The organism is Roseomonas sp. FDAARGOS_362 (assembly GCF_002754815.1).
Taxonomy (GTDB): domain Bacteria; phylum Pseudomonadota; class Alphaproteobacteria; order Acetobacterales; family Acetobacteraceae; genus Roseomonas; species Roseomonas mucosa.
The window spans coordinates 2,969,765-2,995,772 of the sequence record NZ_CP024588.1; the positions used below are offsets into that span (position 1 = coordinate 2,969,765).

23 protein-coding genes and 1 pseudogene are annotated in these 26,008 nt (G+C 71.7%); 9 read left to right on the plus strand and 15 right to left on the minus strand.

Going from position 1 to position 26,008, the window contains the following annotated elements:
- The first annotated feature begins 103 nt into the window (after window positions 1–103).
- The 3 genes from CTJ15_RS18190 (at window position 104) to CTJ15_RS18200 (ending at window position 2,627) form a co-directional block, all read left to right on the plus strand.
- Window positions 104–1,015 (plus strand): sulfite exporter TauE/SafE family protein, encoded by a 912-nt coding sequence (locus tag CTJ15_RS18190; RefSeq protein ID WP_019463056.1) that lies wholly within the window; start codon window positions 104–106, stop codon window positions 1,013–1,015.
- Between the two features lie 115 nt (window positions 1,016–1,130).
- Complete coding sequence (locus tag CTJ15_RS18195) at window positions 1,131–1,928, plus strand: TIGR02186 family protein (RefSeq protein ID WP_193009615.1); 798 nt, start codon at window positions 1,131–1,133, stop codon at window positions 1,926–1,928.
- A gap of 132 nt (window positions 1,929–2,060) precedes the next feature.
- Entirely contained in the window at window positions 2,061–2,627 is a 567-nt protein-coding gene (locus tag CTJ15_RS18200) for a NifU family protein (RefSeq protein ID WP_075822496.1), read from the plus strand.
- A gap of 42 nt (window positions 2,628–2,669) precedes the next feature.
- Here the strand turns inward: CTJ15_RS18200 and CTJ15_RS18205 are convergent, their stop codons facing one another.
- From CTJ15_RS18205 to CTJ15_RS18215, 3 genes are all read right to left on the minus strand, one after another.
- Window positions 2,670–3,647: a quinone oxidoreductase gene (locus CTJ15_RS18205; protein ID WP_019463059.1), complete on the minus strand. Its 978-nt coding sequence runs from the start codon at window positions 3,645–3,647 to the stop codon at window positions 2,670–2,672.
- On the minus strand, window positions 3,644–4,108 hold the full coding sequence (locus CTJ15_RS18210) for a methylated-DNA--[protein]-cysteine S-methyltransferase (protein ID WP_075822501.1): 465 nt from the start codon (window positions 4,106–4,108) through the stop codon (window positions 3,644–3,646). Before CTJ15_RS18210 ends, CTJ15_RS18205 begins: the two co-directional genes overlap by 4 nt.
- Before the next feature lie 264 nt (window positions 4,109–4,372).
- On the minus strand, window positions 4,373–6,397 hold the full coding sequence (locus CTJ15_RS18215) for a thioredoxin domain-containing protein (RefSeq protein WP_099781802.1): 2,025 nt from the start codon (window positions 6,395–6,397) through the stop codon (window positions 4,373–4,375).
- Between the two features lie 327 nt (window positions 6,398–6,724).
- On the opposite strand from CTJ15_RS18215, the gene mnmE reads away from it, so the two are divergent.
- Window positions 6,725–8,038 (plus strand): tRNA uridine-5-carboxymethylaminomethyl(34) synthesis GTPase MnmE, encoded by a 1,314-nt coding sequence (gene mnmE, locus CTJ15_RS18220; protein ID WP_099781803.1) that lies wholly within the window; start codon window positions 6,725–6,727, stop codon window positions 8,036–8,038.
- 191 nt (window positions 8,039–8,229) lie between these two features.
- Entirely contained in the window at window positions 8,230–8,697 is a 468-nt protein-coding gene (locus tag CTJ15_RS18225; protein ID WP_019462427.1) for a universal stress protein, read from the plus strand.
- A 37-nt stretch (window positions 8,698–8,734) separates the two neighbouring features.
- Here CTJ15_RS18225 and secB read toward each other — a convergent pair whose 3' ends face one another.
- Window positions 8,735–9,226 carry a protein-export chaperone SecB gene (secB, locus tag CTJ15_RS18230; RefSeq protein WP_019462426.1) on the minus strand — a complete coding sequence of 164 codons (492 nt, stop codon included), beginning with the start codon at window positions 9,224–9,226 and terminating at the stop codon, window positions 8,735–8,737.
- Between the two features lie 149 nt (window positions 9,227–9,375).
- Entirely contained in the window at window positions 9,376–10,077 is a 702-nt protein-coding gene (locus tag CTJ15_RS18235; protein ID WP_099781804.1) for a YggS family pyridoxal phosphate-dependent enzyme, read from the minus strand.
- On the opposite strand from CTJ15_RS18235, the gene CTJ15_RS18240 reads away from it, so the two are divergent.
- The 3 genes from CTJ15_RS18240 (at window position 10,076) to CTJ15_RS18250 (ending at window position 12,935) form a co-directional block, all read left to right on the plus strand.
- Window positions 10,076–10,780, plus strand: coding sequence for a thiamine phosphate synthase (locus CTJ15_RS18240; protein WP_099781805.1), 705 nt, complete (start codon window positions 10,076–10,078; stop codon window positions 10,778–10,780). The two genes, CTJ15_RS18235 and CTJ15_RS18240, sit on opposite strands and share 2 nt — an antisense overlap.
- Window positions 10,781–10,916: 136 nt before the next feature.
- Complete coding sequence (locus CTJ15_RS18245; RefSeq protein WP_193009616.1) at window positions 10,917–12,266, plus strand: porin; 1,350 nt, start codon at window positions 10,917–10,919, stop codon at window positions 12,264–12,266.
- Between the two features lie 138 nt (window positions 12,267–12,404).
- Window positions 12,405–12,935, plus strand: coding sequence for a DUF3576 domain-containing protein (locus CTJ15_RS18250; RefSeq protein ID WP_058389321.1), 531 nt, complete (start codon window positions 12,405–12,407; stop codon window positions 12,933–12,935).
- A gap of 114 nt (window positions 12,936–13,049) precedes the next feature.
- On the opposite strand, the gene CTJ15_RS18255 is transcribed toward CTJ15_RS18250, so the two are convergent.
- The 9 genes and pseudogenes from CTJ15_RS18255 to CTJ15_RS18290 form a co-directional block, all read right to left on the minus strand.
- Entirely contained in the window at window positions 13,050–13,424 is a 375-nt protein-coding gene (locus tag CTJ15_RS18255; protein ID WP_019462421.1) for a hypothetical protein, read from the minus strand.
- 83 nt (window positions 13,425–13,507) lie between these two features.
- Entirely contained in the window at window positions 13,508–14,902 is a 1,395-nt protein-coding gene (locus tag CTJ15_RS18260) for an amidase family protein (protein WP_019462420.1), read from the minus strand.
- 324 nt (window positions 14,903–15,226) lie between these two features.
- Window positions 15,227–17,011: an acyl-CoA dehydrogenase C-terminal domain-containing protein gene (locus tag CTJ15_RS18265; RefSeq protein WP_019462419.1), complete on the minus strand. Its 1,785-nt coding sequence runs from the start codon at window positions 17,009–17,011 to the stop codon at window positions 15,227–15,229.
- Between the two features lie 375 nt (window positions 17,012–17,386).
- On the minus strand, window positions 17,387–19,702 hold the full coding sequence (locus CTJ15_RS18270; protein WP_099781807.1) for a 3-hydroxyacyl-CoA dehydrogenase/enoyl-CoA hydratase family protein: 2,316 nt from the start codon (window positions 19,700–19,702) through the stop codon (window positions 17,387–17,389).
- On the minus strand, window positions 19,699–20,838 hold the full coding sequence (locus CTJ15_RS18275) for a thiolase family protein (RefSeq protein ID WP_099781808.1): 1,140 nt from the start codon (window positions 20,836–20,838) through the stop codon (window positions 19,699–19,701). The genes CTJ15_RS18270 and CTJ15_RS18275 overlap by 4 nt, the downstream gene beginning before the upstream one ends.
- Window positions 20,839–21,133: 295 nt before the next feature.
- Window positions 21,134–21,364: a MerR family DNA-binding protein gene (locus CTJ15_RS25355; RefSeq protein WP_019462416.1), complete on the minus strand. Its 231-nt coding sequence runs from the start codon at window positions 21,362–21,364 to the stop codon at window positions 21,134–21,136.
- Window positions 21,365–21,568 (minus strand): annotated as a pseudogene (locus CTJ15_RS25360) (MerR family transcriptional regulator); the annotation flags it as partial.
- Between the two features lie 9 nt (window positions 21,569–21,577).
- Window positions 21,578–23,413 (minus strand): long-chain fatty acid--CoA ligase, encoded by a 1,836-nt coding sequence (locus CTJ15_RS18285; protein WP_083755496.1) that lies wholly within the window; start codon window positions 23,411–23,413, stop codon window positions 21,578–21,580.
- Between the two features lie 14 nt (window positions 23,414–23,427).
- Window positions 23,428–24,789 carry an OmpP1/FadL family transporter gene (locus tag CTJ15_RS18290; protein ID WP_075822458.1) on the minus strand — a complete coding sequence of 454 codons (1,362 nt, stop codon included), beginning with the start codon at window positions 24,787–24,789 and terminating at the stop codon, window positions 23,428–23,430.
- Between the two features lie 142 nt (window positions 24,790–24,931).
- On the opposite strand from CTJ15_RS18290, the gene CTJ15_RS18295 reads away from it, so the two are divergent.
- On the plus strand, window positions 24,932–25,228 hold the full coding sequence (locus CTJ15_RS18295) for an SCP2 sterol-binding domain-containing protein (protein ID WP_226945981.1): 297 nt from the start codon (window positions 24,932–24,934) through the stop codon (window positions 25,226–25,228).
- Between the two features lie 180 nt (window positions 25,229–25,408).
- Here CTJ15_RS18295 and CTJ15_RS18300 read toward each other — a convergent pair whose 3' ends face one another.
- A complete protein-coding gene (locus CTJ15_RS18300; RefSeq protein WP_099781809.1) occupies window positions 25,409–25,951 on the minus strand; it encodes a hypothetical protein in 543 nt (180 codons plus the stop codon).
- Between the last annotated feature and the right edge of the window lie 57 nt (window positions 25,952–26,008).

Below are 26,008 nucleotides of genomic sequence, written 5' to 3' on the forward strand. Positions count from 1 at the left end.
GGGGCAGGATTCCGTCCGGCCTCCCGTCGCCATGTGTCAACCAGAGCCTGGTTCTGGGTTATGGCTTGTGGGTCATGCCCCGGGCGGGGATGCGGGGAATCGGATGCAGGTCTATCTGCCGATCGCCGAAATGTCGGTGGATGCGCTTCTGCTGCTGGGGATCGGCGGTGGCGTCGGCTTTCTGTCGGGGCTGTTCGGCGTGGGCGGCGGCTTCCTGCTGACGCCGATCCTGATCCTGATCGGCATCCCCTCCCCCGTCGCCGTCGCCTCCGGCGCCAACCAGACGCTGGGCGCCTCCGTCTCCGGCCTGATCGCGCAGTGGCGGCGCGGCAATGTCGATATCCGCATGGGGCTGGTGCTGCTGGCGGGCGGCCTGACCGGCTCCACGCTCGGCACGCAGCTCTTCGTGCTGCTGCGGCGGATGGGCCAGGCGGACCTGGTCGTGTCGCTCTTCTACATCGTCGTGCTGGGCTCGGTCGGGGCGCTGATGGTGCGCGAGAGCGTGCGCGCCATCCTGCGCCGCCGCGCGGGCATCGTGCCGAAGCGGCTGCACCAGCATTCCTGGGCGCATGGCCTGCCGCTCAAGATCCGCTTCCGCAAGTCGCGCCTCTACATGTCCGCCATCCCGCCCTTCGCCGTGGGGGCGGGGATCGGCCTGCTCTCGGCCATCATGGGCGTGGGCGGCGGCTTCATGCTGGTGCCGGCGATGATCTACCTGCTCGGCATCCCGACCTCCGTCACCATCGGCACCTCGCTCTTCCAGGTCACCTTCGTCACCGCCAGCGTGACGCTGCTGCAGGCGTTGCAGACCGGCTCGGTGGATATCGTGCTGACGCTGCTGCTGCTTCTGGGCGGCGTGGCCGGGGCGCAGTTCGGGGCCGCCTGGGGCAACCGGCTGCGGGGCGAGGAAATGCGGGCCCTGCTCGGCTCGCTGGTGCTGACGGTGGCGCTCAGCCTGCTGTGGGAACTGCTGCGCACGCCCGACAGCCTCTATGCCATCGGTCCCGTGCGGTGAAAGCCGGCGGGATGGGAAAGCCGGCCAGGAGGATGGGCTGGACGGTGGCGCGCGGGTTGTGAGATTCGGCGGTTCGGAACAAGGCAAGGCCCGGCAGGGGCCCGCCCCGCGCCGGGTGGCCGTGACATGCGCGCTGGCGGCCTTTCTGCTGCCTGCCCTGTTGTCGGGCACCCTTTCGGCCCAGCCGGTGCCCCCCCTGCCGCCGCCGCCGCCGGCGCCCCCCCCGCTGCAAGGGTCCCCGGCGCTGGTCACCCAACTCGGCCAGCCCAGCGTGGAGGTCACCACCGCCTTCGCCGGCACCGACGTGCTGGTCTTCGGCGCCACCGAGCGTCCCATTGGCCCCTCGGGCGACAACGTCATCGTGGTGGGACAGGGCCCGGCGCAGTCGCAGGTCGTTCGTCGCCGGACCCGCGTGCTCGGGGCCTGGATCAACGGCCGCTCCGCCCGCTTCGACGACGTGCCCTCCTGGTATGCGCTGACCGGCACGGAACCGCTCCGGAGCCTGTTGGGCCAGGACGAGCGCCGCGCCCTGCAACTCGGCCTGAACGCCCTGGCCCGTCGCGTTCAGGGCAGCAGCGACCCGGATTTCCGGCAGGCACTGGTGGACCGCAAGGTGGCGGCCAATCTCTGGCAGGAAGACAAGGCACCCGTCCAGGTCTCCGGTGGCCGGCTTTTCCACGCCCGGCTGTCGCTGCCCTCCATCGTGCCGCCCGGGAGCTACTTCGTGCAGGTGCTGCTGGTGCGCGAGGGACGGGTCGTGGCGCGGCAGGAGCTGCCCTTCGAGGTGCGGCGCGTCGGCACCGCAGCCGAGATCACCACCGTCTCGCACGAGCAGCCGCTGCTCTATGGCCTGGCCTGCATCGCCCTGGCTGCCTTCGCCGGCTGGATCGGCAGCGTCATCTTCCGGCGTTGAACGCCGTTTCCCGGTGGCGGGGAGCCGCCACGGAGCACCCCTTGCCGTGCATGGCCGATCCGATCCGCCGAGAAACCATGTTGCACCGGGCGGCGGACGGGGCCACATGCCGCGCGAAGGGAACCCGCCGCCATGTTCATCGAGACCGAATCCACCCCGAATCCCGCCACGCTGAAGTTCCTGCCCGGCCAGGACGTGATGGGCGCGCGCGGCACCGCCGACTTCCCCGATGCGGAGCAGGCGGCCCGTTCCCCGCTGGCGGAGCGGCTTTTCCGGCTGGAGGGCGTGGCGCGGGTCTTCCTGGGCGCCGATTTCGTGACCGTCACCAAGGGCGAGGACGCCGAATGGCAGGGCCTGCGCCCGCAGGTGCTGGGCGCGCTGATGGAGCACCTGATGGCCGGCCGCCCGATCCTGGCCGGAGAGCCTATCGAGGTCGTCGAGGAGGAGGACACCGATCCCGCCGATGCCGAGGTGGTGGCCCAGATCAAGGAGCTGCTGGACACCCGCGTCCGCCCGGCGGTGGCCGGCGATGGCGGCGACATCGTGTTCCGCGGCTTCCGTGACGGCATCGTGCGCCTGCACATGCAGGGCGCCTGCTCCGGCTGCCCGTCTTCCCGCGCCACGCTGAAGCACGGCGTCGAAACGATGCTGCGGCATTATGTGCCGGAGGTTGTGGCGGTGGAGCAGGTCGAGGCCTGACCGCTCCTGGCCCGGCCCCGGGAGCGGGGTCGGGGCCGGCGTTCAGCCGGGGATGAAGACGGTGCTGCCGGTGGTGCGGCGGGCCTCCAGCGCGCGATGCGCCTCCGCCGCGTCGTGCAGCGGCCAGTGCTGGTTCACCACGATCTCGACCTTGCCGGTTTCCACCGCCTCGAAAAGGCTGTTCGCGCTGGCCACCATGTCGGCGCGTTTCGCCGTATAGGTCGACAGCGTCGGCCGCGTCAGGAAGAGCGATCCCTTGGCCGCCAGCAGGCCGGGATCGACCGGCGGCACGGGGCCGGAGGCATTGCCGTAGGTGACCATGGTGCCGAGCGGCGCCAGGCAGTCCAGCGAAGCCATGAAACTGTCCTTGCCGACGCTGTCATAGACGACCGGCAGCATCGCGCCGCCGGTGATCTCCTTGACCCGCTGCGGCAGGTCCTCGTCCGGCAGGATCACGTGCGCCGCGCCATGCGCCCGGGCGAGCTCGGCCTTTTCCGGCGCGCCGACCGTGCCGATCACGGTGCAGCCCAGGGCCTTGGCCCATTGGCACAGGATCAGCCCGACCCCGCCCGCCGCGGCATGGACAAGGATCGTCTGCCCCGCCTTCACCGGGAAGGTCCGGTGCAGCAGGTACTGCGCCGTCATGCCCTGCAGCATCATGGCCGCGGCGGTCTCGTCCGCAATCGCCGGCGGCAGCTTCACCAGCAGGTCGGCGCGCACCACGCGGGCTTCGGAATAGGCGCCGATCGGGCCGGTGCCATAGGCGACGCGGTCGCCGGGGGCGATGTCGGTGACGCCATCGCCCACCGCCTCGACCACGCCCGCCGCCTCCATCCCGATCACCGCCGGCAGGCTGGGCGCCTTGTAGAGCCCGGTCCGGAAATAGACGTCGATGTAGTTCAGCCCGACCGCGGTGTGGCGCACCAGCGCCTCGCCGGGCTTGGGCGCGGGGAGCGGGACCTCCTCCCAGAGCATCTTCTCGGGGCCGCCATATTCATGGATGCGGATGGCATGGTTCATGGGAGGAGTTCCTGAACGAAGGCGGCTTCGAGGCGGAGGAGGTAGCGCTTGGTCTCCGCGCCTCCCTCGCCGGAATAGCCGCCGAGCCGGCCGCTGGCGGCGACCACACGGTGGCAGGGGATGATGATCGGGATCGGATTGGCGCCGCAGGCCATGCCCACGGCCCGTGCGGAGGAGTTCAGTGTCCTGGCGATCTCGCCATAGCGGGCGGTGCGTCCGGGCGGTATTTCCCGCATGGCCTGCCAGACGCGTTTCTGGAACTCCGTGCCATGGGGGGCGAGCGGCAGGCGGAAATCGCCCCGCTTGCCGTCGAACCAGTCATGAAGCTGTTCCCGTGCCTCGGCCAGCAGGGGGGTTACGGTCTGGTCCCTGCCGCGCCCCCAGTCGAGGGCGACGACCTGGCCATCCTCTTCCGACACGGTGAGCTCGCCGAGTGGCGAGTGGAGCGTGAGTTGCGGCATGTCGGGCGGATTGGCCCTCTCCTGCCCGCGATCGTCAAGCTCCCTGGCCGGGATGGCTGCGGCGCGGGAACGCGCCGTGGTGGAATCGGGCCGGATCATTCGCGTGGACCGGGCGTGGAAAGCCGGGGGCAGGTCCTGGGCGGCGAGGCACGATCGGCCTGGGCGCGCCGGCCGGGCGCCCATCCCGGCAGGCGGGCCGCCGGGCCCGGCCCACGGTCGGAGTGGAAGCGGCATGGCCCGGCCGCCGGAGGCTGGGGCAGGGGATCAGGCCCGGTGCAACTGCGTGACCAGCGCCGCCACCTCCGTCACCGGCAGGCCGCAGCGCCCGGCGGCGCAGAGATAGGCGGCGGGCTCGCCCTCCACCATGTCCTTGCCGGCGGCGGGGTGGCCGGGCGGCAGGGCGTCCGGCTCCGGCGCGCGCAGCACCACCGTGGCCGGGTCCGGCGCCCGCAGCGCGGCGCGCAGCAGGGGCTGCGCCGCGCCCGGCGGCCCGGCCACCACCACGCTCCGGCCGGAAACCAGAAGGTCCGCCGCGCCCAGCAGGGTGGGCATGGCGGTGACGCCGCCTTCCAGCCCGGTGAAGGCCGAGGCCGTGGCCTCCGCCCGCCGGGCCCAGCGGTCCTCGCCGGTCAGGTGGAAGAGCCGGGCCTGGGCCTCGGCCAGCATGCCGTTGCCGTTCGGGCTGGGTCCGTCGCCTGCGCTGCGGGTCCGGTAGGGGACGTCGGCGGCATCCCCGGCACTGCTGAAATAGGCCCCGTCCGGCGCGGCGAAGTGGCGCTCCGCGGCCTCGGCCCAGCCGGCGGCGCGGTCGAGGAAGCCGGCCTCGCCCGTCGCCTCGTGCAGCGCCAGCGCGGCGCGGGCCATGGCGGCATGGTCCTCCAGCAGCCCGGTGGCGCCGGACTGCCCGTCCTTCCAGGAATGCAGCAGCCTGCCATCCGGCGCCGCGAGGTCGCGCGCCACCGCCTCGAAGACCCTGCGGGCGAGGTCCAGCCAGTCCGGCCGGTCGAAGACCAGGGCGGCGCGCACCAGTCCGGAAACCATCAGCCCGTTCCAGTCGGCCAGCACCTTGTCGTCCCGCCCCGGCCGCACCCGTGCCGCGCGGGCCTCCAGCAGCCGGGCGCGGGACGCGGCGAGCGCCTTCTCCTGGTCTTCCGGCAGGGGGTCGGGATCGGCGGAGCGGTTCAGCACCACCTTGCCCTCCCAGTTGCCCTCGCTGCCGACGTCATAGACCTCGCGGAACAGTTCGGCGTCCTCGCCCAGCACCGCGTTCACCTCGGCGGCGGTCCAGACATAGAAGCGGCCTTCCTCGCCCTCGCTGTCGGCATCCAGCGCGGCGGCATAGGCGCCGTTGGGGGCGACCATCTCGCGCTCCAGCCAGCCCACCAGCTCCTCCGCCCGGAGGGCGTAGAGGGCGTCCGGCTGCTGCGCATAGGCCAGCGCCAGGAGCTCCAGGAGCTGGGCGTTGTCGTAGAGCATCTTCTCGAAATGCGGCACCAGCCAGACGCCATCCACGGCATAGCGGGCATAGCCGCCGCCGAGATGGTCCCAGATCCCGCCCTGGCTCATCCGCCGCAGGAGGAGATGCACGGCCCCGGCGCAGTCCGGGCGTTCCAGCCGCTGCGCCATCTGCAGCAGGAAGCGGAAGATCGGCGCGTTGGGGAATTTCGGTGCGCCGCGCAGCCCGCCCTGCACCGGGTCCTGGATGCCCATCAGCGCCTCGGTCACGCGTTCCAGCAGATCCCGGTCCGGCAGGGCGCCGGGATGGCTGGCGGCGAGCTGCGCCAGGCCCTGGCCCAGCGCGGCGGTGTTCTGGGCGATCTTTTCCGGCTCCCGCGCATAGGTGGCGGCGACGCCGCGCAGCACCTGGCGGAAGGAAGGGCGGCCCCAGCGCGGCTCGGGAGGAAAGTAGGTGCCGCCCCAGAAGGGCTCGCCCGCCGGCGTCAGGAACATGGTCAGCGGCCAGCCGCCCTGTTCGCCCAGCAGGTGCAGCGCGTTCATGTAGGCGGCGTCGATGTCGGGCCGTTCCTCGCGGTCCACCTTCACATTGACGAAGAGCTGGTTCATCAGCGCCGCCGTCTCGGGGTCCTCGAAGGATTCATGGGCCATCACATGGCACCAGTGGCAGGCGGCATAGCCCACCGAGAGCAGGATCGGCCGTCCCGTCGCCCGCGCCTCCGCCAGCGCCGCCCCTCCCCAGGGCCGCCAGTGCACGGGGTTTCCCGCATGCTGGAGCAGATAGGGGCTGGCCTCATGGCTCAGCAGGTTCTCGCTCGGATAGGTCTGGCCCATGCCAGCGCACCTAAGGTGCCCCCATCCTTCCCGCCAGGGGGCTCTCGGAGGTTTCGGGCCGGGGCCAGAGGGGCTCCGCCCCTCTGGACACCCCGCCAAGGGACGTTAGTCCCTTGGAACCCTGTGAGCGCTCCGCGAGGAGGGGGGACAGGACACCGGTCGCCTGATGGCATACCGGCGGAACAACCCCCTCCTCGCGGAGCGCTCATGGCGGGGTCTCGGGGGGATACCATCCCCCTGAGCGGCCCCTCCTTCAGCAAAGGGTCCGGGAGGCAGAGCCTCCCGGTTCCCAGGCCAGATCCTCGAAGAGCAACCCCTGAGGAAGTCATGAGCACGGCGGACACGATCTTTGCGCTGGCGACGGGGGCCGGGCGTTCGGCGGTGGCGGTGCTGCGGCTGTCGGGGCCGGGCTGCGGGGCGGTGCTGGACCGGCTGGCCGGGCGGCGGCCGGCGGCGCGGATGGCCACGCTGCGGACGCTGCGGGATGCGGCGGGGGCGGCGCTGGACCGGGCGCTGGTGCTGTGGTTTCCGGGGCCGCGTTCCTATACGGGCGAGGATGCGGCGGAGCTGCACCTGCATGGCGGGCGGGCCGTGGTGGCGGCGGTGTCGGAGGCGCTGGTGGCGGCCGGGGCGCGGGTGGCGGAGCCCGGGGAGTTCACGCGCCGGGCCTTCCTGCACGGCAAGATGGACCTGACCGAGGCCGAGGGCATCGCCGACCTGATCGAGGCCGAGACCGAGGCGCAGCGGCGCCAGGCGCTGCGGCAGACCGGGGGCGCGCTGGCGCGGGAGGCGCGGGGCTGGGCGGAGCAGCTGACGCGGCTGCTGGCGCAGCAGGAGGCGGCGCTGGAATTCGCCGAGGAAGGGCTGCCCTCCGACCTGGACGAGGTGGTGCGGGCGGGGGCCGGGGCGCTGCGGGCGGAGATCGCCGCGGCGCTGGCGGATGGCGGGCGCGGGGAGCGGCTGCGCGAGGGGCTGGACGTGGCGATCCTGGGCGCGCCGAATGTGGGCAAGTCCTCGCTGCTGAACGCGCTGACGGGACGGGAGGCGGCCATCGTCTCGGCCCGGGCAGGCACCACGCGGGACGTGGTGGAGGCGCGCTTCGACCTGGCGGGGGTGCCGGCGACGCTGGCGGACACGGCCGGGCTGCGCGAAGGAGCCGACGAGATCGAGGCCGAGGGCATCCGCCGCGCGCACCGGCGGGGAGAGGAAGCCGATATCGTGCTGGCGGTCTTCGCGGCCGATGCGGCGCCGGATGCGGAGACGCTGGCCCTGCTGGCGCGGCGGGACTGCGTGGTGGTGGCCAACCGCTGCGACCTCGCGGAGCCGGCGGCGGATTACGCCGGCGTGATGCCGCTGCGGGTCTCGGCCCGGACCGGGGCGGGGCTGGCGGCGCTGCGAGCCCGGCTGGAGGAGGAGGCGGAGCGGCGGGCCGGCGGCGCCGCGCTGCTGACCCGCCCGCGCCATCGCGCCGCGCTGGAGGAGGTGGCGCGGCACCTGGCCGGGGCGGAGACCGCGCCCGTGCCGGAACTGGCCTCCGAGGGACTGCGCGCCGCGTCGCTGGCCCTGGGGCGCCTCACGGGCCGGGTCGGGGTCGAGCAGGTGCTGGATGTCGTCTTCGGCAGCTTCTGCATCGGCAAGTGAGCGCGGCGGCCTGCTTCCAGGGAGACTGGCCCCCGGGCGTGGCAAGCGCCGTGGCCTTCCCTATAATCCTGGCCTTTCGTGGGGCCGCGATGGCAGGCTGCAAGGGGTCGGAGCCCGGCCTCGCCCCGTTCGGGAAACACTGACCACACCGCCGCGCGGATCGCCGCGATGCGGATTCCGGGAGAACTGGCTTGCCGAGCGACCGCGTCTTTCTCGTCGTCGTGGATGACAGCCCGGAACGGGTGCTGGCGATGCGCTATGCCTGCCTGCGGGTGAAGAAATCCGGCGGGCGGGTGGCCCTGCTGCGGGTGACGGAGCCGGTGGGGCTGCAGGAATGGGCCGGCGTCGGCCAGTTGCTGCAGCAGGAGCGGCGGGAGGAGGCGGAGCAGATGCTGTCCGCCCTGGCCGCCGAGGTGCAGGAGATCACCGACGGGCTGCCGCTGATCATCATCCGGGAGGGCGACCTGATCGAGGAGGTGCTGGGCCTCATCGAGAGCGATCCGCGCATCTCGATCCTGGTGCTGGCCGCCTCCGCCTCCGGCGGCAATCCCGGGCCGCTGATCACGGCGATGACCAGCCGCCATTCCCACCGGCTCCGCTGCCCCGTCACCATCGTGCCGGGCGGCATGAGCTACGAGGAGCTCGACCGGGTGACGTGACGGGGAGGGCGGACCCTCCCCGCCGGCCTGTTCGGGTTCAGGCGTTGCCGACGGGCGGCTGGCCGGCCTGGGCGCGGCGGGACTGCCACAGCGCCACGAAGTCGATCGGCGTCAGCAGCACGGGCATGAAGCCGCCCTCGCGCGTCGCATCGGCCAGGACGTTGCGGGCGAAGGGGAAGAGCAGGCGCGGGCATTCCACCAGCAGCACCGGCTCCAGGCTTTCCTGCGGCACGTTCACGGTGAAGATGCCGCAATAGACCAGCTCGGCGATGAAGGCGGTGGTCTCGCCCGACTTGGCATCGCAGCGGATCTGCAGCGAGACCTCGAAGGTGTTGCCGTCCTGCTGCAGCGGCCGGGCCTGCACGTCCAGGCCGATATCGATGCGCGGCTGCTCGCGCAGCTGGGTGAAGACCTCCGGCGCCCCCGGCACCTCGAAGGACAGGTCCTTCACGTATTGCAGGTTGACGACCAGGGGGGCCGGCGGCGCGTTGCTGTCGCCGGGAAGGACGGGCTGGATCGGATCGGACATGGCAAACCTGCGATGGGCTGGGTGATGTGAGGCGGCGGGTAGCATGGGCGTCCCGCCATCGGAAGGCGAATGCGGCGCGACGGCCTCGCCATTCGCGTGCCCCCCTGCATGTCCCCTGGGCGGGGGCAGGAAAGGTGGCGCTGCGGTGGTCAGGCGGCGGGATAGGGCCGGTGGCCGAAGATCGCGGTCCCCACCCGCACATGGGTGGCACCCTGGGCGATGGCCAGCGGGAAATCGCCGCTCATGCCCATCGACAGGCGCTTCAGCCCGTGCCGGGCCGCCAGTTCCGCCAGGAAGGCGAAATGCGGCACCGGGTCCTCGCCGGCGGGCGGGATGCACATCAGGCCGGAGATGGAGAGGCCGTACTTCTCCTGGCAGGCGCGCAGGAAATTCCCCGCCTCGGCGCGGGCGATGCCGGATTTCTGCGGCTCCTCCCCGGTGTTCACCTGCACCAGCAGCTCCGGCCGCCGGCCTTCCTTCGCCATGGCGGCGGCCAGGGCTTCGGCGAGCTTGGGCCGGTCCAGGCTCTCGATCACGTCGGCCACCCGCACCGCGTCGCGCGCCTTGTTGGTCTGCAACCCGCCGATGATGTGCAGGCGGAGCTCCGGATGGGCCGGGCGCAGGGCGGGGAACTTGCCCTGGGCCTCCTGCACGCGGTTCTCGCCGAAGACGGTCTGGCCGGCTGCCAGGGCCTGGACCACGCTTTCCGCCGGATGTGTCTTGGAAACCGCGACCAGTTGCACCGAGTCGGGGGAGCGGCCGGCCCTGGCGCAGGCTTCGGCGATCTCGGCCTTCACCCGGGCCAGGGCGGCCGGGATGGGGGCATCAGCGAGGGAGGAGGCGTCGCTCATGGAGGGGAGGGATAAACGCCCGCGCCCGAAGAAGATAGCCGCGGAGGAGATCGTCGCCGCGGCACGCCGCTTCCGGCCGCGTCCGGGGCGGGACGGCCTGCCCCGGCTCTGGCTGGTCTCCGACGCCCGCCGCCTGCCCGACCCGCGCGAGGCCGCCCTCGGCCTGCCGCGCGGCGCGGCGGTGCTGGCGCGCGACCTGGCGCCGGAGCTGCTGCCCGCCCTGGCGAGGCTCTGCCGGGCGCGTGGCCTCGTACTGATGCTGGCGGGGGACGGGCGCACGGCGCTGCGGCTGCGGGCGGGGCTGCACCTGCCGGACCGCCGGCCCGCCACGGGGCTGCTGCCTTATCTTCTGGCGCGGCGGCGGGACCCGCGCCGGTGGCGGCTGAGCCAGGCGGCGCATGGGCGCTCCGGCCTGGCCCGCGCCCGGCGAATCGGCGCGGACGGCGTGCTGCTCTCGCCCGCCTTTCCCACGGCCAGCCATCCGGGCGCCCCGGCGCTGGGGCCGCTGCGCTGGGCGGCGCTGGCGCGGCGGGCCTCCTGCGGCGCCGTGGCGCTGGGCGGCGTGGATTCCCGCCGTGCCCGGCGCCTTCCCGGCTGGGCCTGTGGCATTTCTGCCCTGGAGGGGCTGTTGCCCTCCGGTCACAGTGTTTCGCAGAAGTCGCGGCCCCGTGATCCGGGCCATTGCCCCTTCCGAATGGCCTGAACCATAGTCCGCCCGGGCCTGGCTCCACGCCGGGCGCATCGCTGTGGTGCGCTGGACGAGGAGCTCCCTGTCAGGGGGGCAGGCGGGCTGAAGGGATCGCTGGGCGGTGCGGCCCATGCGCGTGAGGAGGGATTTGATGCGTAAGCTTCTTCTGGGGAGCACGGCCGTCGCCGCTGCTGCTCTGTTCGCCCCGCAGGGCGCTCTGGCGCAGGGTGCCGACCCGTTCCTGCCGCCCGGCCCGCCGATGATGTCCCACCGCGCCCTTGAAGTGCGCGTCGGCGGCTATTTCCGCTTCAACTACAACTTCACCGAGCAGGGCCAGAACAGCGCCAACAAGGACAGCGGCGCGGGCGTGCCGGTGGCCGGCGCCGCCACCACCCCGAACACCTCGGCGCGTCTCGGCAAGTCCGACTTCGCCTCCGACGCCGAGATCCACATCGTCGCCAACGGCAAGGCCACCAACGGCCTGCGCTACGGTGTCGCGATCGAGCTCGAGGTCGACTACAACGATGGCACCTATTCGCCGTACTCGGGCTCGCGCGTGCGCTCGCCCAAGACCGGCCTCGACACCGACGAGATGTGGATGTACGTGGCCGGCGGCTTCGGCCAGGTCCGCTTCGGTGACGAAGACAACGCCTGGAACCTGATGAGCGTCGGTCACGTCGCCAACTTCGGTACAGGCGGCGCCGACGGTGACTGGTTCGACAGCGTGACCGCGACGCACCGCGCTGCGACCACCTTCACCTCCGACTCGGGCGACAACACCAAGGTCATCTACCTGTCGCCGCAATTCTACGGCTTCGACGTCGGCGCCTCCTTTGCCTTCAACACCGGCGAGGGCGAGGACACGGGCTGCATCCTGTCCACCGTGACCTCCGACTGCGACCGCGCGAACGCCTATTCGGGCACCCCGCGCCGCCGCAACGAGGTGTTCGGCATCGCCCGCTGGCGCGGTTCCTTCGGCGGCGTCGGCCTGCAGGCCGCGATCGGCGGCATGACCGCCGATGCCACGAAGGGCCAGCAGGTCATCAACTCGGGCGTCGCCTCCTCGGTCACCTCGGCCAAGCCGATGTGGATGGGCTATGGCGGCCTGCAGGCGACCGCCTACGGCTTCACGCTGGGTGGCGAGTACTACTGGGGCCAGGCCAACAACAGCTTCGCCCCGCTGGTCCGTGGCGCCGTCGATACGCGCAGGATGGGCGAGGTCTTCGCCGGTGCGTCCTATACCTGGGGCCCGGTCACGGTCGGCGCGAACTACTACGACCTGCAGTCCGCCGGTGCCCAGGGCATCGCGGCTGGCCGCCGCGAGCTGGTCTGGTCGGTCGGCGCGACCTACGTCGTCGCCCCTGGCCTGACCATCGTGACCGACTACTCGGACATCTACCGCAAGGAAGCCGGCTACAACTTCATCTCCGGCACGGCGGGGTCCGCCAACAACAAGGTGACCTCGAAGGTCTTCATCCTGGGTACCCGCATCGCCTTCTGATCGCGGTTTCTATCCAGTGCAGAAGGGGCGGCGGATCCATCCGCCGCCCTTTTTGTATCGGCCGCCATGATTTCTTCGCGGCGCACCCGCTTTTTCCCCCCTTGCAAGTGTCGCGGCGGCTTCTACTGTGCGCCCGCCATGCCAAAGACACGCCTCGCCCTGCTGCTGCTGCCCATCCTGGTGGGGGCCTGTTCCCAGACCCGCCAAGTGGGCAACGACGAATATACGGATGACAGCCGGCGCGCCCGTGTCCAGGGACGTCTGAGCGGCTCCGACGGCATCCTGCTGTTCGGAACCGACCGCACCAATCGTGATGGCGGGGGCGACCAGTCCGGCACCGGGCTCGGCGTGAACGCCTATCTGTGGCGTGCCGCGCTGGACACCCTGTCCTTCATGCCGCTTTCCTCGGCCGATCCCTTCGGCGGGGTGATCATCACCGACTGGTACACGCCGAGCGCGGCCAACGGGGAGCGCTTCCGGGCCACGGCCTATATCCTGGGCCGGCAGCTCCGTTCCGATGGCGTCCGGGTATCGGTCTTCCGTCAGGAACTGCACAACGGCGTTTGGCAGGATGCGCCCGTGTCCAGCGCCACCAGCGCGGAACTCGAGGACAAGGTCCTTGCCCGGGCGAGGGAACTCCGCAGCGGACAGGCGACCGCCGCGCGCTGAACCAGGCGCCATCCGGCACCAAGGAAAAAGGCCTTTCCCCCCGGGGGGAAAGGCCTTTCTTCTGGAAGCGGTTCTGGCTGTCCGGATGGGGGCGCCCCGTCAGGCGCCCGCCCGTTACCAGTAGCCGGGACCGCGGACCACGTAGCCGGGCGGCGGCGCATAGACCGGGGCCGGGCGGTACACCACGGGCGGCGGCTGATAGATCACCGGTGGCGGCGCATACTCGTACACGACCGGCGGCGGGGGCGGCGCGTAATAGACCCGGGGCGGCGGGGGCGGGGCCGCCTGCGTGGCCAGGCCAAGGGCGAGGCCGCCCAGGACGCCGGCGCCCAGGCCCAGGGCGAGTGCTCCGCCGGGGCCGGGGCCGTGGTGGCGGTGATAGCCACCACCCGGTCCCCAGTAAGGCTGGGCCTCGGCCGGGGCTGCGACGACGGCGCCCAGGGACAGGGCGGCCGTCGCGGCCAGGGTGATCTTGGTGATGCGGCGCATGGGCATTGCTCCTCGATAGCCAAGATGGTGCCGGCCCATGGCGGAATCGAGGCAGGTTTGCCCTCACCCTGGGGCGAAATGCATCACTCTGTAACGGGCTCGACCGGCGCGATGGGCTCCGGCGCGATGACGGCCCCGGCCTCCAGCAGCAGGTCCTCGCGATAGCGCCCGGCCACCAGCTGCACCCCCATCGGCGCCGAAGACGCGTCGGAGGTGGCGACCGTCAGGGCGGGCAGGCCCATCAGCGGCAGCCCGATCTGCACGAGCTGCGCCTCGATCACCCGCTCGAAGCTGGCCTCGCTCTCGATGTCGAGTGCATCGGGGAAGGGCGGCTCCGCCGAGACGGGCAGGAGGACCAGCGGATAGCGCTCCAGGAAGAGGTTCCACTGCCGCAGGAAGCCGGCCCGTCGGGTCAGGGCATCGGCGACGCCATGCTCCCCGGCCTCTGGGGCACGCGCCTCCATCATGGCCAGCACGGCCAGGGATTCCGCCTCGTTCTCGGCCTGATAGGCCTTGTTGCCGCTGCGCCGGCTTTCCGCCAGCCAGAGCAGGGCCTGCAGATGCGCCGGCTCCCGCAGCGGCGGGCAGGGGGTCTCGACCACGGTCCAGCCCGCCTCCTGCAAGGCCAGGGCGGCGGCGCGCAGGGCCTTCTCCACGGCGGGATGGGTGGCCAGCCCCTCGGGGCGCACGCAGAGGGCGGCACGCTTCGGCAGCGGCGGCCCTTCGAGCGGCGCCGGCACCCACCAGGGGTCGCGCGGGTCGGGCGCGGCAAGGGCGGCCAGGGCCGCGCGCAGGTCCGGGATGGAGCGGGCCAGCGGGCCGGAAACCGCCATCAACTGCGCGCCGATCGCGCGTTCCGGGCTGCTGGCGTTGAAGGCGGCGATCCGCCCCAGCGTCGGCCGCAGCCCGTGCACGCCGCAGGCATAGGCCGGATAGCGCACCGAGCCGCCGATATCCGTGCCATGCGCCAGCGCCCCGATCCCCGCCGCCAGCGAGGCCGCGGCACCGCCGGAGGAACCGCCGGGGGTCAGGCGCGGGTCGCGGGGATTCCTGGTGTTGCCGTGCAGGGCGTTGCGGGTGAACCAGCGCAGCGAGAAGGCGGGCGTGTTGGTCCGCCCCAGCACCACCGCCCCGGCGCGGCGGAAGTTGCTGACGACGGGGTTGTCTTCCTTCGCGATCAGTTCCCGCTGGGTGCGAAGCCCATTGGTGGTGGCATGGCCCACTTGGTCGGCATTCACCTTGATCGTCACCGGAACGCCGGCCAGCGGCCCGGGATCCTCGCCCGCGCCCAGGCGGCGGTCCACCTCGCGCGCCTCGGCCAGGACTTCCTCGGACCGGTGGTCCACCACGGCGTTGATGGCGGGGTTCGCGGCTTCCAGCCGGGACAGCGCGTCCCGCGCCACCTCCTCGGCCGAAACCTCCCGTCCCCGCAGCTTCGCCGCCAGCTCGCTGGCCGTCAGGCGCCAATAATCCCCCATGCCCCGGGACTCCTCTGCGGTGATCTGCGCGGGGCAGTCTCCGGGCAGGGCTGGGGCTTGTCGAGGGGCTGCTCCGGACGTGGCGCCGTGGTTGGGGGCAAGGCGCTGCCTTTCCCCCAAGCCCCCTATCCGCCAGGACCCTGAGGGTCCTGGACCTCCCGTTCGTTGGCGCCTGCCTGTTGCCCCGAAGGATCGGGTTGCAGGGTAACGGCAGCCACCAGCGCCAACGAAAGCCCGGGGTCCGGGGACCGGCTTCGATCCCCGGCAGAGTGGGTCCGGGAGAGGCGGAGCCTCTTCCGGGGTCCGGGGCCCGGCACGTCCCCTTCAGAACGCCGCGTCGTCGAACGCCATCATCGACGCACCGCCCGCCAGGATGGCCGAGGCCAGCGCGCCGGTTTCCGGCAGCAGGCGCTGCATGAAGAAGCGCGCCGTGGCCAGCTTGGCGGCGTAGAATTCCGGTGTCTCCCCACCATCGCCCCGCAGCGCGGCCCCGGCCATCAGCGCCCATTGATGCGCCAGGGCGGTGAGGCCGAAGAGGCGCAGGTAGTCCGTCGCCCCGGCGCCGATCTCCGTGGGATCGGACAGGCCGCGCCGCGCCAGCTCCGCCGTGCATTGCTGCAACCGGCCGAAGGCCTTGGAGAGCGGCAGGATGAACTCGCCCATCCGCTCGTCTTCCTCGTGCGCCTCGATGAAGGACAGCACGGGATGGAAGAAGCGGCGGAGGTAGCGCCCCGCATGGGCCGGCATCTTGCGCCCGGCGAGGTCCAGCGCCTGGATGCCGTTGGTGCCCTCGTAGATCTGCGCGATGCGCGCGTCGCGGGCATACTGCTCCATGCCCCATTCGCGGATATAGCCGTGCCCGCCCAGCACCTGCATGCCGTGGTTGGCGCAGAGCGTGCCGAGATCGGTGAAGAGCGCCTTCACGATCGGCGTCATCAGCGCGACATGGTCCTCGGCGGCCAGGCGCTCCTCCGGCTCCGGGTGGCGGGTGGCGATGTCGTGCTGGAGCGCCACGGCGACACCCAGCGCGCGGCATCCCTCGGTATAGGCGCGCATGGTCAGCAGCATGCGCCGCACGTCCGGATGCACCAGGATGGGATCGGCCGGCCTGTCGGGATATTTCGCGCCGCCCAGAGCCCGGCCCTGCAGCCGGTCGCGCGCATAGGCGACGGCGTTCTGGTAGCTGACCTCGGCGATTCCCAGACCCTGGATACCGACGGAAAGCCGCTCCTCGTTCATCATGGTGAACATGGTGCGCAGCCCCTTGTGCGGCGTGCCGAGCAGCCAGGCCTTCGCTCCGTCGAAGTTCATCACGCAGGTGGCGGAGGCCTTGATGCCCATCTTATGCTCGATGGAGGCGCAGGAGACGCCGTTGCGCGGCCCCACCTTGCCGTTCTCGTCCGGCAGGAACTTCGGCACCAAGAACATGCTGATGCCCTTCACCCCCGGCGGCGCGTCCGGCAGCTTGGCCAGCACGAAATGCACGATGTTCTCCGTCAGGTCGTGCTCGCCCGCGGAGATGAAGATCTTGGTGCCGCTGAGGCGGTAGCTCCCGTCCTCCGCCGGCACGGCCCTGGTGCGGATCAGGCCGAGATCGGTGCCGCAATGCGGCTCCGTCAGGCACATCGTGCCGCTCCATTCGCCGGACACCAGCTTCGGCAGGTAGAGGTCCTTCATCGCCGCCGTGCCATGCGTGTGCAACGCCGTGTAGGCGCCGTGCGACAGGCCGGGATAGAGGCTGAAGGCGAGGTTGGCGGAGCAGATCATCTCCTCGAACAGCAGCGACACGGTGCGCGGCAGGCCCTGGCCGCCGTAATCCGGGTCGCAGGCCATCGCCGTCCAGCCGCCCTGGCGGAAGGCGTCGTAGGCCTCGCGGAAGCCTTTCGGCGTGCGCACCACGCCGTTCTCGTAGTGGCAGCCCTCCTCGTCGCCCGGGCGGTTGATCGGGAACAGCACCTCCTCGCAGAGCTTCGCCGCTTCCTCCATCACCGGGTCGATCAGGTCCGGCTGCATCTCCTCGCAGCCCGGCAGCGCCCGCAGCCGCTCCATCGCCACGATCTCGCTGAGCAGGAAGCGCATGTCCCGCAGCGGTGCCTTGTAGCTCGGCATGTCCTGTCCTCCTTGCTGTTCGGGCCAGGGACCGGGGAAGGCGCCGCCTTCCCCCAGACCCCATCCGCCAGGACCCTGAGGGTCCTGGACCTCCCATTCGTTGGTTCATGCTGACAGCGGATCGCGCCGGAGGGCCTAGCCCTCCGGCGACGGCCGGTGCCGCACGTGCCGACATCGTCTTCGATTCCTCTGGGAGAGCCCCGCCTTTCCACGCGTTCCCTGGGATCGGATCCTGGGCTGACGCCGCTCACAGGCGCCCACCCACCGGGTCCAGGGCCCGCAGGGTCCTGGCGGAGTGGGGGTCCTGGGGGCGAGGCAGCGCCTTGCCCCCAGGGGCCCGCCCCGGGCACCACGCGGGAACACCCACCCCGGGCATCAGTTCCGCAACGGCTTCCCGGTTTCGAGCATGTGCTCGACCCGGGCGAGGCTCGCGGGATGCCGCAGCAGCGTCATGAAATGCTTCCGTTCGAGGGCCAGCACGCGCTCCTCCGGGACTTCCTCGGTGTAGTCCGTCGCCTCGCCGCCGGTGAGCGTGTCCGCGAGATGCGCGCAGACCACTTCATCATGCGGCGTCGCCTTGCCGGTCTGCGCGGCGCTGCGCACGGCCAGATCCAGCGCGGCGCGGCCGGACGGCCCGGTGAGGCGCAGCGGCGCGAGCCGCGGCGGCTGGTAGCCCTCGACCATGGCGAGCGCCCGTTCCCTGGCCTCCGCCAGCAGGCGGTCGCGGTTCATGGTGATGCCGTCCTCCGGCCGCAGCAGGCGCAGCTCCTTCGCCTCGAAGGCGGATTTCGCCACCTGCGCGGTGGAGATCATCTCGAAGGCCTTGGCCAGCGGCGGCATCGGCCCATGCGGCAGACCGGGCGCTTCCTGCCAGCGGCGCAGCAGGTTGGCGCAGCCGCCCCAGCCGGGGATCAGCCCGACGCCAGCCTCGACCAGGCCGATATAGCTTTCCGCATGCGCCTGCACCGCGTCGCAATGCAGCAGGATCTCGCAGCCGCCGCCGAGCGCCATGCCGGACGGCGCGCCGACCACCGGGAAGGGCGCGTCGCGCAGCGCGCGATAGGTCTTCTGCCCCTGTTCCACCAGGGATTCGATCTCGCCCCAGGCGGCGATGTTCGCGGCGAAGAGGGCGAGGCCGAGATTGGCCCCGGCGGAGAAATGCGTGCCCTCGTTGTGGATCACCAGGGCGCGGAAGCCGCCTTTCCTCCCCAGCGCGACGGCCTTGCCGATCAGCGCCATGACCTCCGGGTCCAGCGCGTTCATCTTGGTGTGGAATTCCAGGCAGGCGGCGCCGTCGCCGATGTCCCAGAGGCTGGCGGAACCGTTGCGCAGCAGCGGCTTCGAGCGGCGCTTGACGTCGGACAGCAGCAGCACGCCCTCGGCCCGCGGCACGGAATGGTATTCGCCATCCAGGCCGAGGAACTGCAGCACGCCTTCTTCGGTGCGATAGAAGCTCCGCTCCCCGGCCCGTTCCAGCAGCACCGGCACCGGGCGGCCATCCTCGCGCAGCGCCTGGGCGAGCCAGCCGGGGCCGAGCCGGTCGATCAGCTCGAAGGGCCCGTATTTCCAGTTGTAGCCGAGCCGCATCGCCGTATCGACGGCATCCACGTCATCGGCGATCTCGCCCACCAGCGCGGCGGCGTAGGAGAGCGTGTCCAGCAGCAGCGCCCGGGCGAAGCGGCCGCCGCGGTCGGGATGGGCGACCAGTTTGCGCAGGTCCTTCGCCCCGGCCTCCAGGCTTTCGAGCACGGGCTTCCCGCTGTCGCGGTCCTCGCCGGTCCAGAGGTCGATGGCGCGCTTGAGGCTCTTCCCGCCGGCATCCTTCGCCCGGGTGTAGAAGCCGCCCTGGCTGCTCTTGCGCCCGGTGCGGCCACTCTCGATCAGTTTCGCCACCACCGGATGCTCGCGGTGCAGGGCGCGGTAGGCATCGCCCTCCGGCAGGCTGGCGAGCAGGCTGCGGGAGACATGCGGCATCAGGTCCAGCCCGACGAGATCCAGCAGGCCGAAGACGCCCGTCCTGGGCACGCCCATGGGCCGCCCGGCCACGGCATCGGCTTCCTCGACCGAGAGGCGCAGCTCCGTGGCGTGGTTCACCGCCGACTGCATCCACAGCGTGCCGATGCGGTTGGCGATGAAGCCCGGCGTGTCCTTCGCCACCACCACCGTCTTGCCGAGGCGCCGGTCGGCGGTCTCACGGATGGTGGCGAGCACGCCCGTATCGGTCCGCGGGCCGGCCACCACCTCCAGCAGCCGCATGTAGCGCGGCGGGTTGAAGAAATGCGTGATCAGGAAATGCCGCGCGCGTTCCGCCGGCATTCCCTCGGCCAGCGCCTGCAGCGGGATGGTGGAGGTGTTGGAGGACAGCACCGCCCCCGGCTTCATCACCCCGTCGAGCCGCGCATAGAGTTCGCGCTTGGCCTCCAGCCGCTCGGTGATCGCCTCCACCACCCAGTCGCAATCGGCGAGGAGGTGGAGGTCGCTCTCCAGCTCGCCCGGCTGCACCAGCTTCGCCGCGCCGCGATGCATGAAGGGAGCCGGATCGGCCTTGAGCATCGCCGCCAACGCCTTCGCCGCACCGCCCGGCACGACATCCAGCAGCACCACCGGCAGGCCCGCATTGGCCATCTGCGCCGCGATGCCGGCGCCCATCACCCCGGCGCCGATGACGCCGACCCGCTGGATCGTGCTCATTCCACCGCCTCCAGCACCGTGGCGATGCCCTGGCCGCCGCCGATGCACTGGGTGGCCAGCGCATAGCGCCCGTTCTGCCGCCGCAGCAGCGCGGCCGCCTTGCCCACGATGCGCGCGCCCGTCGCCCCCAGCGGATGGCCGAGCGCGATGGCGCCGCCATCGATGTTCACCAGGGCGGGATCGAGCCCCAGCTCGCGGATGCAGGCGATGGACTGGCTGGCGAAGGCCTCGTTCAGCTCCACCACGTCGAGGTCGCCCACACCGATCCCCGCCCGGGTCAGCGCCTTGCGCGAGGCCTCGACCGGTCCCATTCCCATGATCTCCGGCGCGCAGCCCGCCACGGCGATGCCGCGGATGCGCGCCAGCGGCTCCATTCCCCGGGACCGCGCGTGCTCCCCGGAGCAGACCAGCAGCGCCGCCGCGCCGTCGGTGAGCGGCGAGGAGGTCCCGGCCGTCACCGTGCCGTCCTTGCTGAAGGCCGGCTTCAGCCCCGCCAGCCCTTCCGGCGTCGTGTCGGGGCGGATGCAGCCATCCTGCTCCACCGTCCCGGCCCTGGTGCGGATCGGCACGATCTCGGAGGCGAAATAGCCCTCCGCCTGGGCCTTCGCCGCGCGGCGCTGGCTTTCGGCGGCGAACTCCTCCTGCTCCCGCCGGGGGATCTGGTGCCGCCGTGCGACGTTCTCCGCCGTCTCGCCCATGGAGATGTAGGCCTGCGGGAAGTCCTTCGCGAGGCCGGGATGCGGCAGCGGGTTGAAGCCCATGATCGGCACCCGCGACATGCTTTCCACCCCGGCGCAGAGGAAGGCCTCGCCCGCCCCCATGCGGATCGCCCCCGCCGCCTGGTGCACCGCCTGCATCGAGGAACCGCAGAAGCGGTTCACCGTCACCCCGCCCGCCGCCTGTGGCAGCCCGGCCAGGAAGCTGGCCAGCCGGGCGATGTTCAGCCCCTGCTCGCCTTCCGGAAAGGCGCAGCCCATGACCACGTCCTCGATCGCCGCCGGGTCCGCCTTCGATTCCGCCAGCAGCGCCCGCATCACCTGCGCCACCAGCTCGTCGGGCCGGACCCTGGCCAGCTCCCCTTTGCCGGCGAAGTGAAACGGCGAACGCCGATAGGCCGCGATCACCACATCCGTCATGGCTCGTTCCTCTGGTTCTGGGGGTTCGGGCGCGGTGCTCCGGGAAGGGCTCCGCCCTCCCCGGACCCCACCCGCCCGGGGACGTTAGTCCCCGGGGACCCTGTGAGCGCTCCGCGAGGAGGGGGATTGGGAGACCGGTCGCGACAGGCGCGACGGCGGTCGCGGCCCCCTCCTCGCGGAGCGCTCATGGCGGGGTCTCGGGGGCATACCATCCCCCTGAGCGGCCCCTCTCTCAGAAAAGGGTCCGGGAGGCGGCGCCTCCCGGCTCCCCGGCCAGACCACCCAGACCTGTGGGTCAGGATTGGCCGGAAAGGGCGTCCGCCGCCTGGGATTCGATGTCGCGCAGTTCGGCGAGGGTCTGTTCCAGGTCGGCGCGCTGCTGTTCCAGGCGGGCGATTCGGTCGCGCACGCTGTCCAGCAGCCAGCGGATCTGTTCCGCCTGGCCGTGCTGCGCGTCGTAGAGGCCGAGGTACTCGCGGATCTCGTTCAGCGAGAAGCCGAGGCGCTTGCCGCGCAGCACCAGCATCAGTCGTGCCCGGTCGCGCCGGTCGAAGACCCGCGTGGTGCCGGCACGCTCCGGGGCGAGCAGTCCCTTCGCCTCGTAGAAGCGGATGGCCCGGGGCGTGATGCCCAGCTCCTTGGCGAGCTGGTTGACCGTGTAGAGCTGGCGCAGCCTGGGGCCCCCTGTCTGCGGTGTGGCGGATGGATGCCGCAGCCTGCCGTGCTGGATGGGCCATTGTCACGCCTCTCCACGCGGAAGGCGCTCGCGCAGCTCCTGGCGCAGCTCGGTCCTGGAGAGCTTGCCGACCGCCGTGCGCGGCAGTTCCTCGCGCAGCTCGATCAGCCTTGGCCGCTCGATGGGCGAGAGGCGCTCCGCCAGGAAGGCGTGCAGCTCCTCCGCCGTGAGGGCGGCGCCGGGGCGCGGCTGCACGAAGGCGGCGGGGCTTTCGCCGCGATACGGGTCGGGCATGCCCAGCACCGTCGCGGCCACGACGTCGGGATGGGTGTAGAGCGCCTCCTCGATCGCGCGCGGATAGACGTTGAAGCCGGAGCACAGGATGATGTCCTTGATCCGGTCCACCAGCGTCACGTAGCCGTCCGGCGCCATGATGCCGACATCGCCGGTGCGCAGGAAACCGTCGGGGAGCAGCACGCGCGCCGTCTCCTCCGGCTCCTCCCAATAGCCCCGCATCACGTTGGGCCCGCGCACGCAGAGCTCACCGCGCTCGCCCGGCGGCAGGGCGCGGCCGGGATCGTCCAGGGCGCGGATCTCCGCCTCCACGCCCGGCAGGGGCAGGCCGATGCTGCCGGCGCGGTTCTCGCCCACCAGCGGGTTGCAGAAGCAGACCGGCGAAGCCTCGGTCAGCCCGTATCCCTCCACCAGCACGCAGCCGCTGGCAGCCTCGAAATCGTGCTTCACCTCCAGCGGCAGGGGCGCGCCGCCGGAGATGCAATAGCGGACGGAGGCCAGCATCTCCCGCGGCATGCCGGCATCCAGGACCGCCTTGAACAGCGTCGGCACGCCGGGCAGCAGGGTCGGTGGCTTGCGGCGCAGCACGGTGCGGAAGCTGGCCTGGTCGTAGCGCGGCAGCAGCACGATCTCGGCCCCCCAGGCGAGGCCGGCATTCAGCGCCACGGTCATGGCGAAGACATGGAAGAAGGGCAGCACGGCGAGCAGGCGCTCCTCGCCCTCGCGGCATTCGTGGAACCAGCACCGCACCTGTTCCAGGTTGGCGGTCAGGTTGGCATGGGTCAGCACCGCGCCCTTCGGCCGGCCGGTGGTGCCGCCGGTGTATTGCAGCACCGCCACGTCGCCAGGTCCGATGGCGGGGCCGTCGCGCAGGGGCGGTGCCTCCAGCAGCATGTCGAAGAGCGTGACCTGCGGATCGTGGCGCGGCACCGTGCCGATGCTGGCGCGGCGCGCGAGGCGGAAGCCGAGTCCCTTGAGCGCCGGCAGCGCCCCGGCGAAGCGGCAGGCCACCACATGGCGCAGCGGGCCGTCCTCCCGCCCCGGGCGGCGGAGCAGACCGAGCACACGGTCCAGCATCGGCTCCAGGTCGAGCACCACCATGATCCCTACCCCCGAGGACCGGGCCTGGGCCGAGAGCTCCGTCGGCATGTGCAGCGGGTTGAAGTTCACCACCACGCCGCCGGCCTTCAGCACAGCGAAGTAGCTGATGACGTAGAAGGGACAGTTCGGCAGGCAGAGGCCGACATGCGTGCCCTTCCGCACGCCCAGGCGGCGGAAGCCCTCGGCGGCGCGGTCCACCAGTGCGCCGAGCTGGGCATAGGTCCAGCCGCGGCCGAAGAAATCGAGGCAGGGCCGCTCCCCGAAGCGGTCCACCGCATGGCGCAGCATCCCCGGCAGGGTGGCGGGGGCGGGCAGGGCGGCCCAGTCCACCCCCGGCGGATAGCTGGCGAGCCAGGGATGGGCGGCACTATCGGGGCGCAGCGCCCCGCCTGCGCCGGCGGAGGGGCGCGTCCCGTCCGCCGGCGGAGCGGAGGGCCCGGGGGAGGGCGGCGGCACCGGCCGGGCCCGTTCCGCATCGCCTGCCATCGTCCCGCCGCCCGACATCCCTGGCCCTCCCGCTAGAGCGCGATCCGCGCCTGCAGCGCGAAGACGTCCACCGCGTTGTTGTAGCGCTGTTCCAGATTGCCCCGCAGGAAGTCGGAGGAGCCGGGGTTGCTGCCCGAGCTCAGGCTGACGATGCCGTCGCGGGCGAAGATGTGCGAATAGCCCGCCGAGATCTCCATCCGCTCCGTGACCTTGTAGGAGGCGCCGACCGAGAGCCAGTAGCGGTCGGTATCGGGCAGGCGCGGCGTGCGGTAGGCGGTCTTCACCGGCGTCTGGTCATAGGCGAAGCCGGTCCGCAGCCGCAGCTTGTCGTTGACCTGGTACTCGGCGCCGACCGAGGCGAAGATCGTGTCGCGCCAGTTCTCCGCCGTCACCGTGTCGGCGCGGCCATCCGCCTTGATGCGGAGTTCCTGGAAGCGGGACCAGTTGGTCCAGCTCACGTCCGACAGCAGCGTCCAGCGGTTGCCCAGCGCCTGCGACAGGCCGAGCGTGACACTTTCCGGCGTGGTCACCTTGGTGCTGGCCCGCGTGGCGCGGAAGCTGTTCGCCAGCGCCGCCGGCACGTTCTCGAAGCTCAGCCAGGAGCCGTCCAGGTTCTGGAAGATGGCGGAGCGGAAGTTCGCGCCGAGCCGCGTGCCGGGATGGGGCTCCCACAAGGCGCCGACCTGCCAGCCCAGGGAATAGTCGTCGCCCTTCACCGAGCCGATGCCATCGGCGCTGCCCGGGCGCAGGCCCAGCCGGCCGAGCCCCGCCGCCGCGCCGATCGAGCCGAAATCCACCGCGTTCGACAGCCGCGCGCTCATGTGCTGCACGATCAGCGCGGCGCCGAGCGAGAACTGCGGCGTCGCCTTCCAGGCCACGGAGGGCGCGATCTCGAAGGTGCGCAGCACGCTGGTCATGGCGTGGTAGCGGGCGACATCGCCGGCGCCGGTCTTGGTGATCAGCCCCCAGGGCGAATTGACCGACAGTCCCAGCCACCAGTCCGGCGCGATCTGCGCCGTGGTATAGGTGGCGGGCACGAAGGCATCCTGGGCCACGTCGCCGTCGGTGCTGCCCAGGATCGCGCTTCCCCCCAGGGCGGCGGCGCGCCGGCCGCTGCTCGACTCCACCTCGGATCGCGGCCCGACATAGGTGCCGACGAGGCTTGTCTGGAATCCCGGCAGCCGGACCATCGAGGCGGGGTTGAAGAACTGCATGGAGGGATCGTCGGCGCGCGCCGTGCTGCCGGCGAAGGAGCTGCCCTGTCCCACGGCGCTCTGGTCGCGCAGGAAATAGCCGGAGGCATGGGCCGGCGCGGCGCTCCACCCCAGGGCAGCGGCTCCGGCGGCGATCCCCGCCGCGAGGCCCCGGCAACAGCTTCTGGCTGTTCCACCCATGATCGGCTGTCTCCTCTCCCTCCGGGGGCCGTTCACTGCCGGCCCTCCGATTTGTGACGCATTAGGAAGATGGTTGACGTTAAGGTCAACAGGATTCGATTCTGCAACGCGGAAGGTCCCCATGGTTTCGACGGACGAGCTGATGAACGCCATGCTTGCACGCGCGCCGGTGCTACGCAGGCTTGGCTACAAGGTCCGCGTCGATATCACCGATTTGGATGAGAGCGTGCTGCTGGATGCAACCGGGGGGCATCTCGATATCCGCCCAGCCCTTCCCACGGAGGAGACGGACACCGTGCTGCGCCTCAGTGCGGCGGACCTGGGCAAGCTGATGGCCGGGCGCCTCAACCCCATGCTCGCCTTTTCCACCGGCCGGCTCAGGGTCGAGGGCTCGAAGGGCGTTGCTCTCAAGCTGGCCAACCTGCTCGACGAGGACTGAGACGGCTTCGCAAAGCTTCCGGCGGCGGCATGGGCCGTTCGCATCGGGCGCGCCCATAAAGGAAAGGGGGGAGGCGATGCCTCCCCCCGATACCGTCTGGATAGGACCACGATCCTGGCCAGATCCTCGGAGCCGGCCGGATGACGGGGCCGGCCGCTGGTTACGCGAAGACGCGCCGGGTCACTGGACCTGGCGCAGGCTTCCGTCCGGCATCCGCTCGAAAGCGCCGCCGCCGCCCAGGAAGGCGCCGTTGATGTTGCTGGTGCTCTTCGCCGCGTCCGGGCCGCCGATCACGACGCCCGTGCCCGAGCCCGTGGCGGCGGGAGCCGCCGGGGCGGCCTTGGACGGGGCTGCGGGGGCGGCGCCGCGCTGGCGGCGCTGGAACGGGCCAGTGCCGGGGCCGCCGCGGGCCTCGGAGCCGACGCTGCTCGTGTCGCGCGGGGTCGAGCCCGGCGTGGCCTGGCTGCTCGGCTGGCTCGTCAGCGGGCGCAGCTCGCGCGGTTCGGAACCGACGCGGCTGTTGTCGCGGGGGGTCGCGCCGAAGGTAGCCTGGCTGGTCGGCAGGTTCCCTTCCGGCTTCAGCTCGCGCGCCGTGGAACCGGCGCCGCTGTTGTCGCGGGGGGTGGCCTCGCTCGGCGTCAGGGTGGTCTGCGCCTGAACGGCGATCGGAGCGACCCCCGCTGCCAGCGCAAGAGCAAGGATCGTCACATGGCGTTGGGCCATTGGCATGTCTCCATCTTCATCGCCGAGGTCGGATGCGAATCCGTGCCAGCGATCTGG

Bases quoted from the DNA above. Each gene is read 5' to 3' on its own strand.
- CTJ15_RS18235 (WP_099781804.1), bottom strand. From the start codon at position 10,077: ATGAGCGACGCCTCCTCCCTCGCTGATGCCCCCATCCCGGCCGCCCTG.
- CTJ15_RS18250 (WP_058389321.1), top strand. From the start codon at position 12,405: ATGCCAAAGACACGCCTCGCCCTGCTGCTGCTGCCCATCCTGGTGGGG.
- CTJ15_RS18210 (WP_075822501.1), bottom strand. From the start codon at position 4,108: ATGCCGCAACTCACGCTCCACTCGCCACTCGGCGAGCTCACCGTGTCG.
- CTJ15_RS18270 (WP_099781807.1), bottom strand. From the start codon at position 19,702: ATGAGCACGATCCAGCGGGTCGGCGTCATCGGCGCCGGGGTGATGGGC.
- mnmE (WP_099781803.1), top strand. From the start codon at position 6,725: ATGAGCACGGCGGACACGATCTTTGCGCTGGCGACGGGGGCCGGGCGT.
- CTJ15_RS18240 (WP_099781805.1), top strand. From the start codon at position 10,076: ATGGAGGGGAGGGATAAACGCCCGCGCCCGAAGAAGATAGCCGCGGAG.
- secB (WP_019462426.1), bottom strand. From the start codon at position 9,226: ATGTCCGATCCGATCCAGCCCGTCCTTCCCGGCGACAGCAACGCGCCG.
- CTJ15_RS18290 (WP_075822458.1), bottom strand. From the start codon at position 24,789: ATGGGTGGAACAGCCAGAAGCTGTTGCCGGGGCCTCGCGGCGGGGATC.
- CTJ15_RS18215 (WP_099781802.1), bottom strand. From the start codon at position 6,397: ATGGGCCAGACCTATCCGAGCGAGAACCTGCTGAGCCATGAGGCCAGC.
- CTJ15_RS18265 (WP_019462419.1), bottom strand. From the start codon at position 17,011: ATGCCGAGCTACAAGGCACCGCTGCGGGACATGCGCTTCCTGCTCAGC.
- CTJ15_RS18205 (WP_019463059.1), bottom strand. From the start codon at position 3,647: ATGAACCATGCCATCCGCATCCATGAATATGGCGGCCCCGAGAAGATG.
- CTJ15_RS18300 (WP_099781809.1), bottom strand. From the start codon at position 25,951: ATGGCCCAACGCCATGTGACGATCCTTGCTCTTGCGCTGGCAGCGGGG.
- CTJ15_RS25355 (WP_019462416.1), bottom strand. From the start codon at position 21,364: ATGCTGGTGCTGCGCGGCAAGCGCCTCGGCTTCTCGCTGAACGAGATC.
- CTJ15_RS18200 (WP_075822496.1), top strand. From the start codon at position 2,061: ATGTTCATCGAGACCGAATCCACCCCGAATCCCGCCACGCTGAAGTTC.
- CTJ15_RS18245 (WP_193009616.1), top strand. From the start codon at position 10,917: ATGCGTAAGCTTCTTCTGGGGAGCACGGCCGTCGCCGCTGCTGCTCTG.
- CTJ15_RS18295 (WP_226945981.1), top strand. From the start codon at position 24,932: ATGAACGCCATGCTTGCACGCGCGCCGGTGCTACGCAGGCTTGGCTAC.
- CTJ15_RS18260 (WP_019462420.1), bottom strand. From the start codon at position 14,902: ATGGGGGATTATTGGCGCCTGACGGCCAGCGAGCTGGCGGCGAAGCTG.
- CTJ15_RS18285 (WP_083755496.1), bottom strand. From the start codon at position 23,413: ATGTCGGGCGGCGGGACGATGGCAGGCGATGCGGAACGGGCCCGGCCG.
- CTJ15_RS18275 (WP_099781808.1), bottom strand. From the start codon at position 20,838: ATGACGGATGTGGTGATCGCGGCCTATCGGCGTTCGCCGTTTCACTTC.
- CTJ15_RS18190 (WP_019463056.1), top strand. From the start codon at position 104: ATGCAGGTCTATCTGCCGATCGCCGAAATGTCGGTGGATGCGCTTCTG.
- CTJ15_RS18255 (WP_019462421.1), bottom strand. From the start codon at position 13,424: ATGCGCCGCATCACCAAGATCACCCTGGCCGCGACGGCCGCCCTGTCC.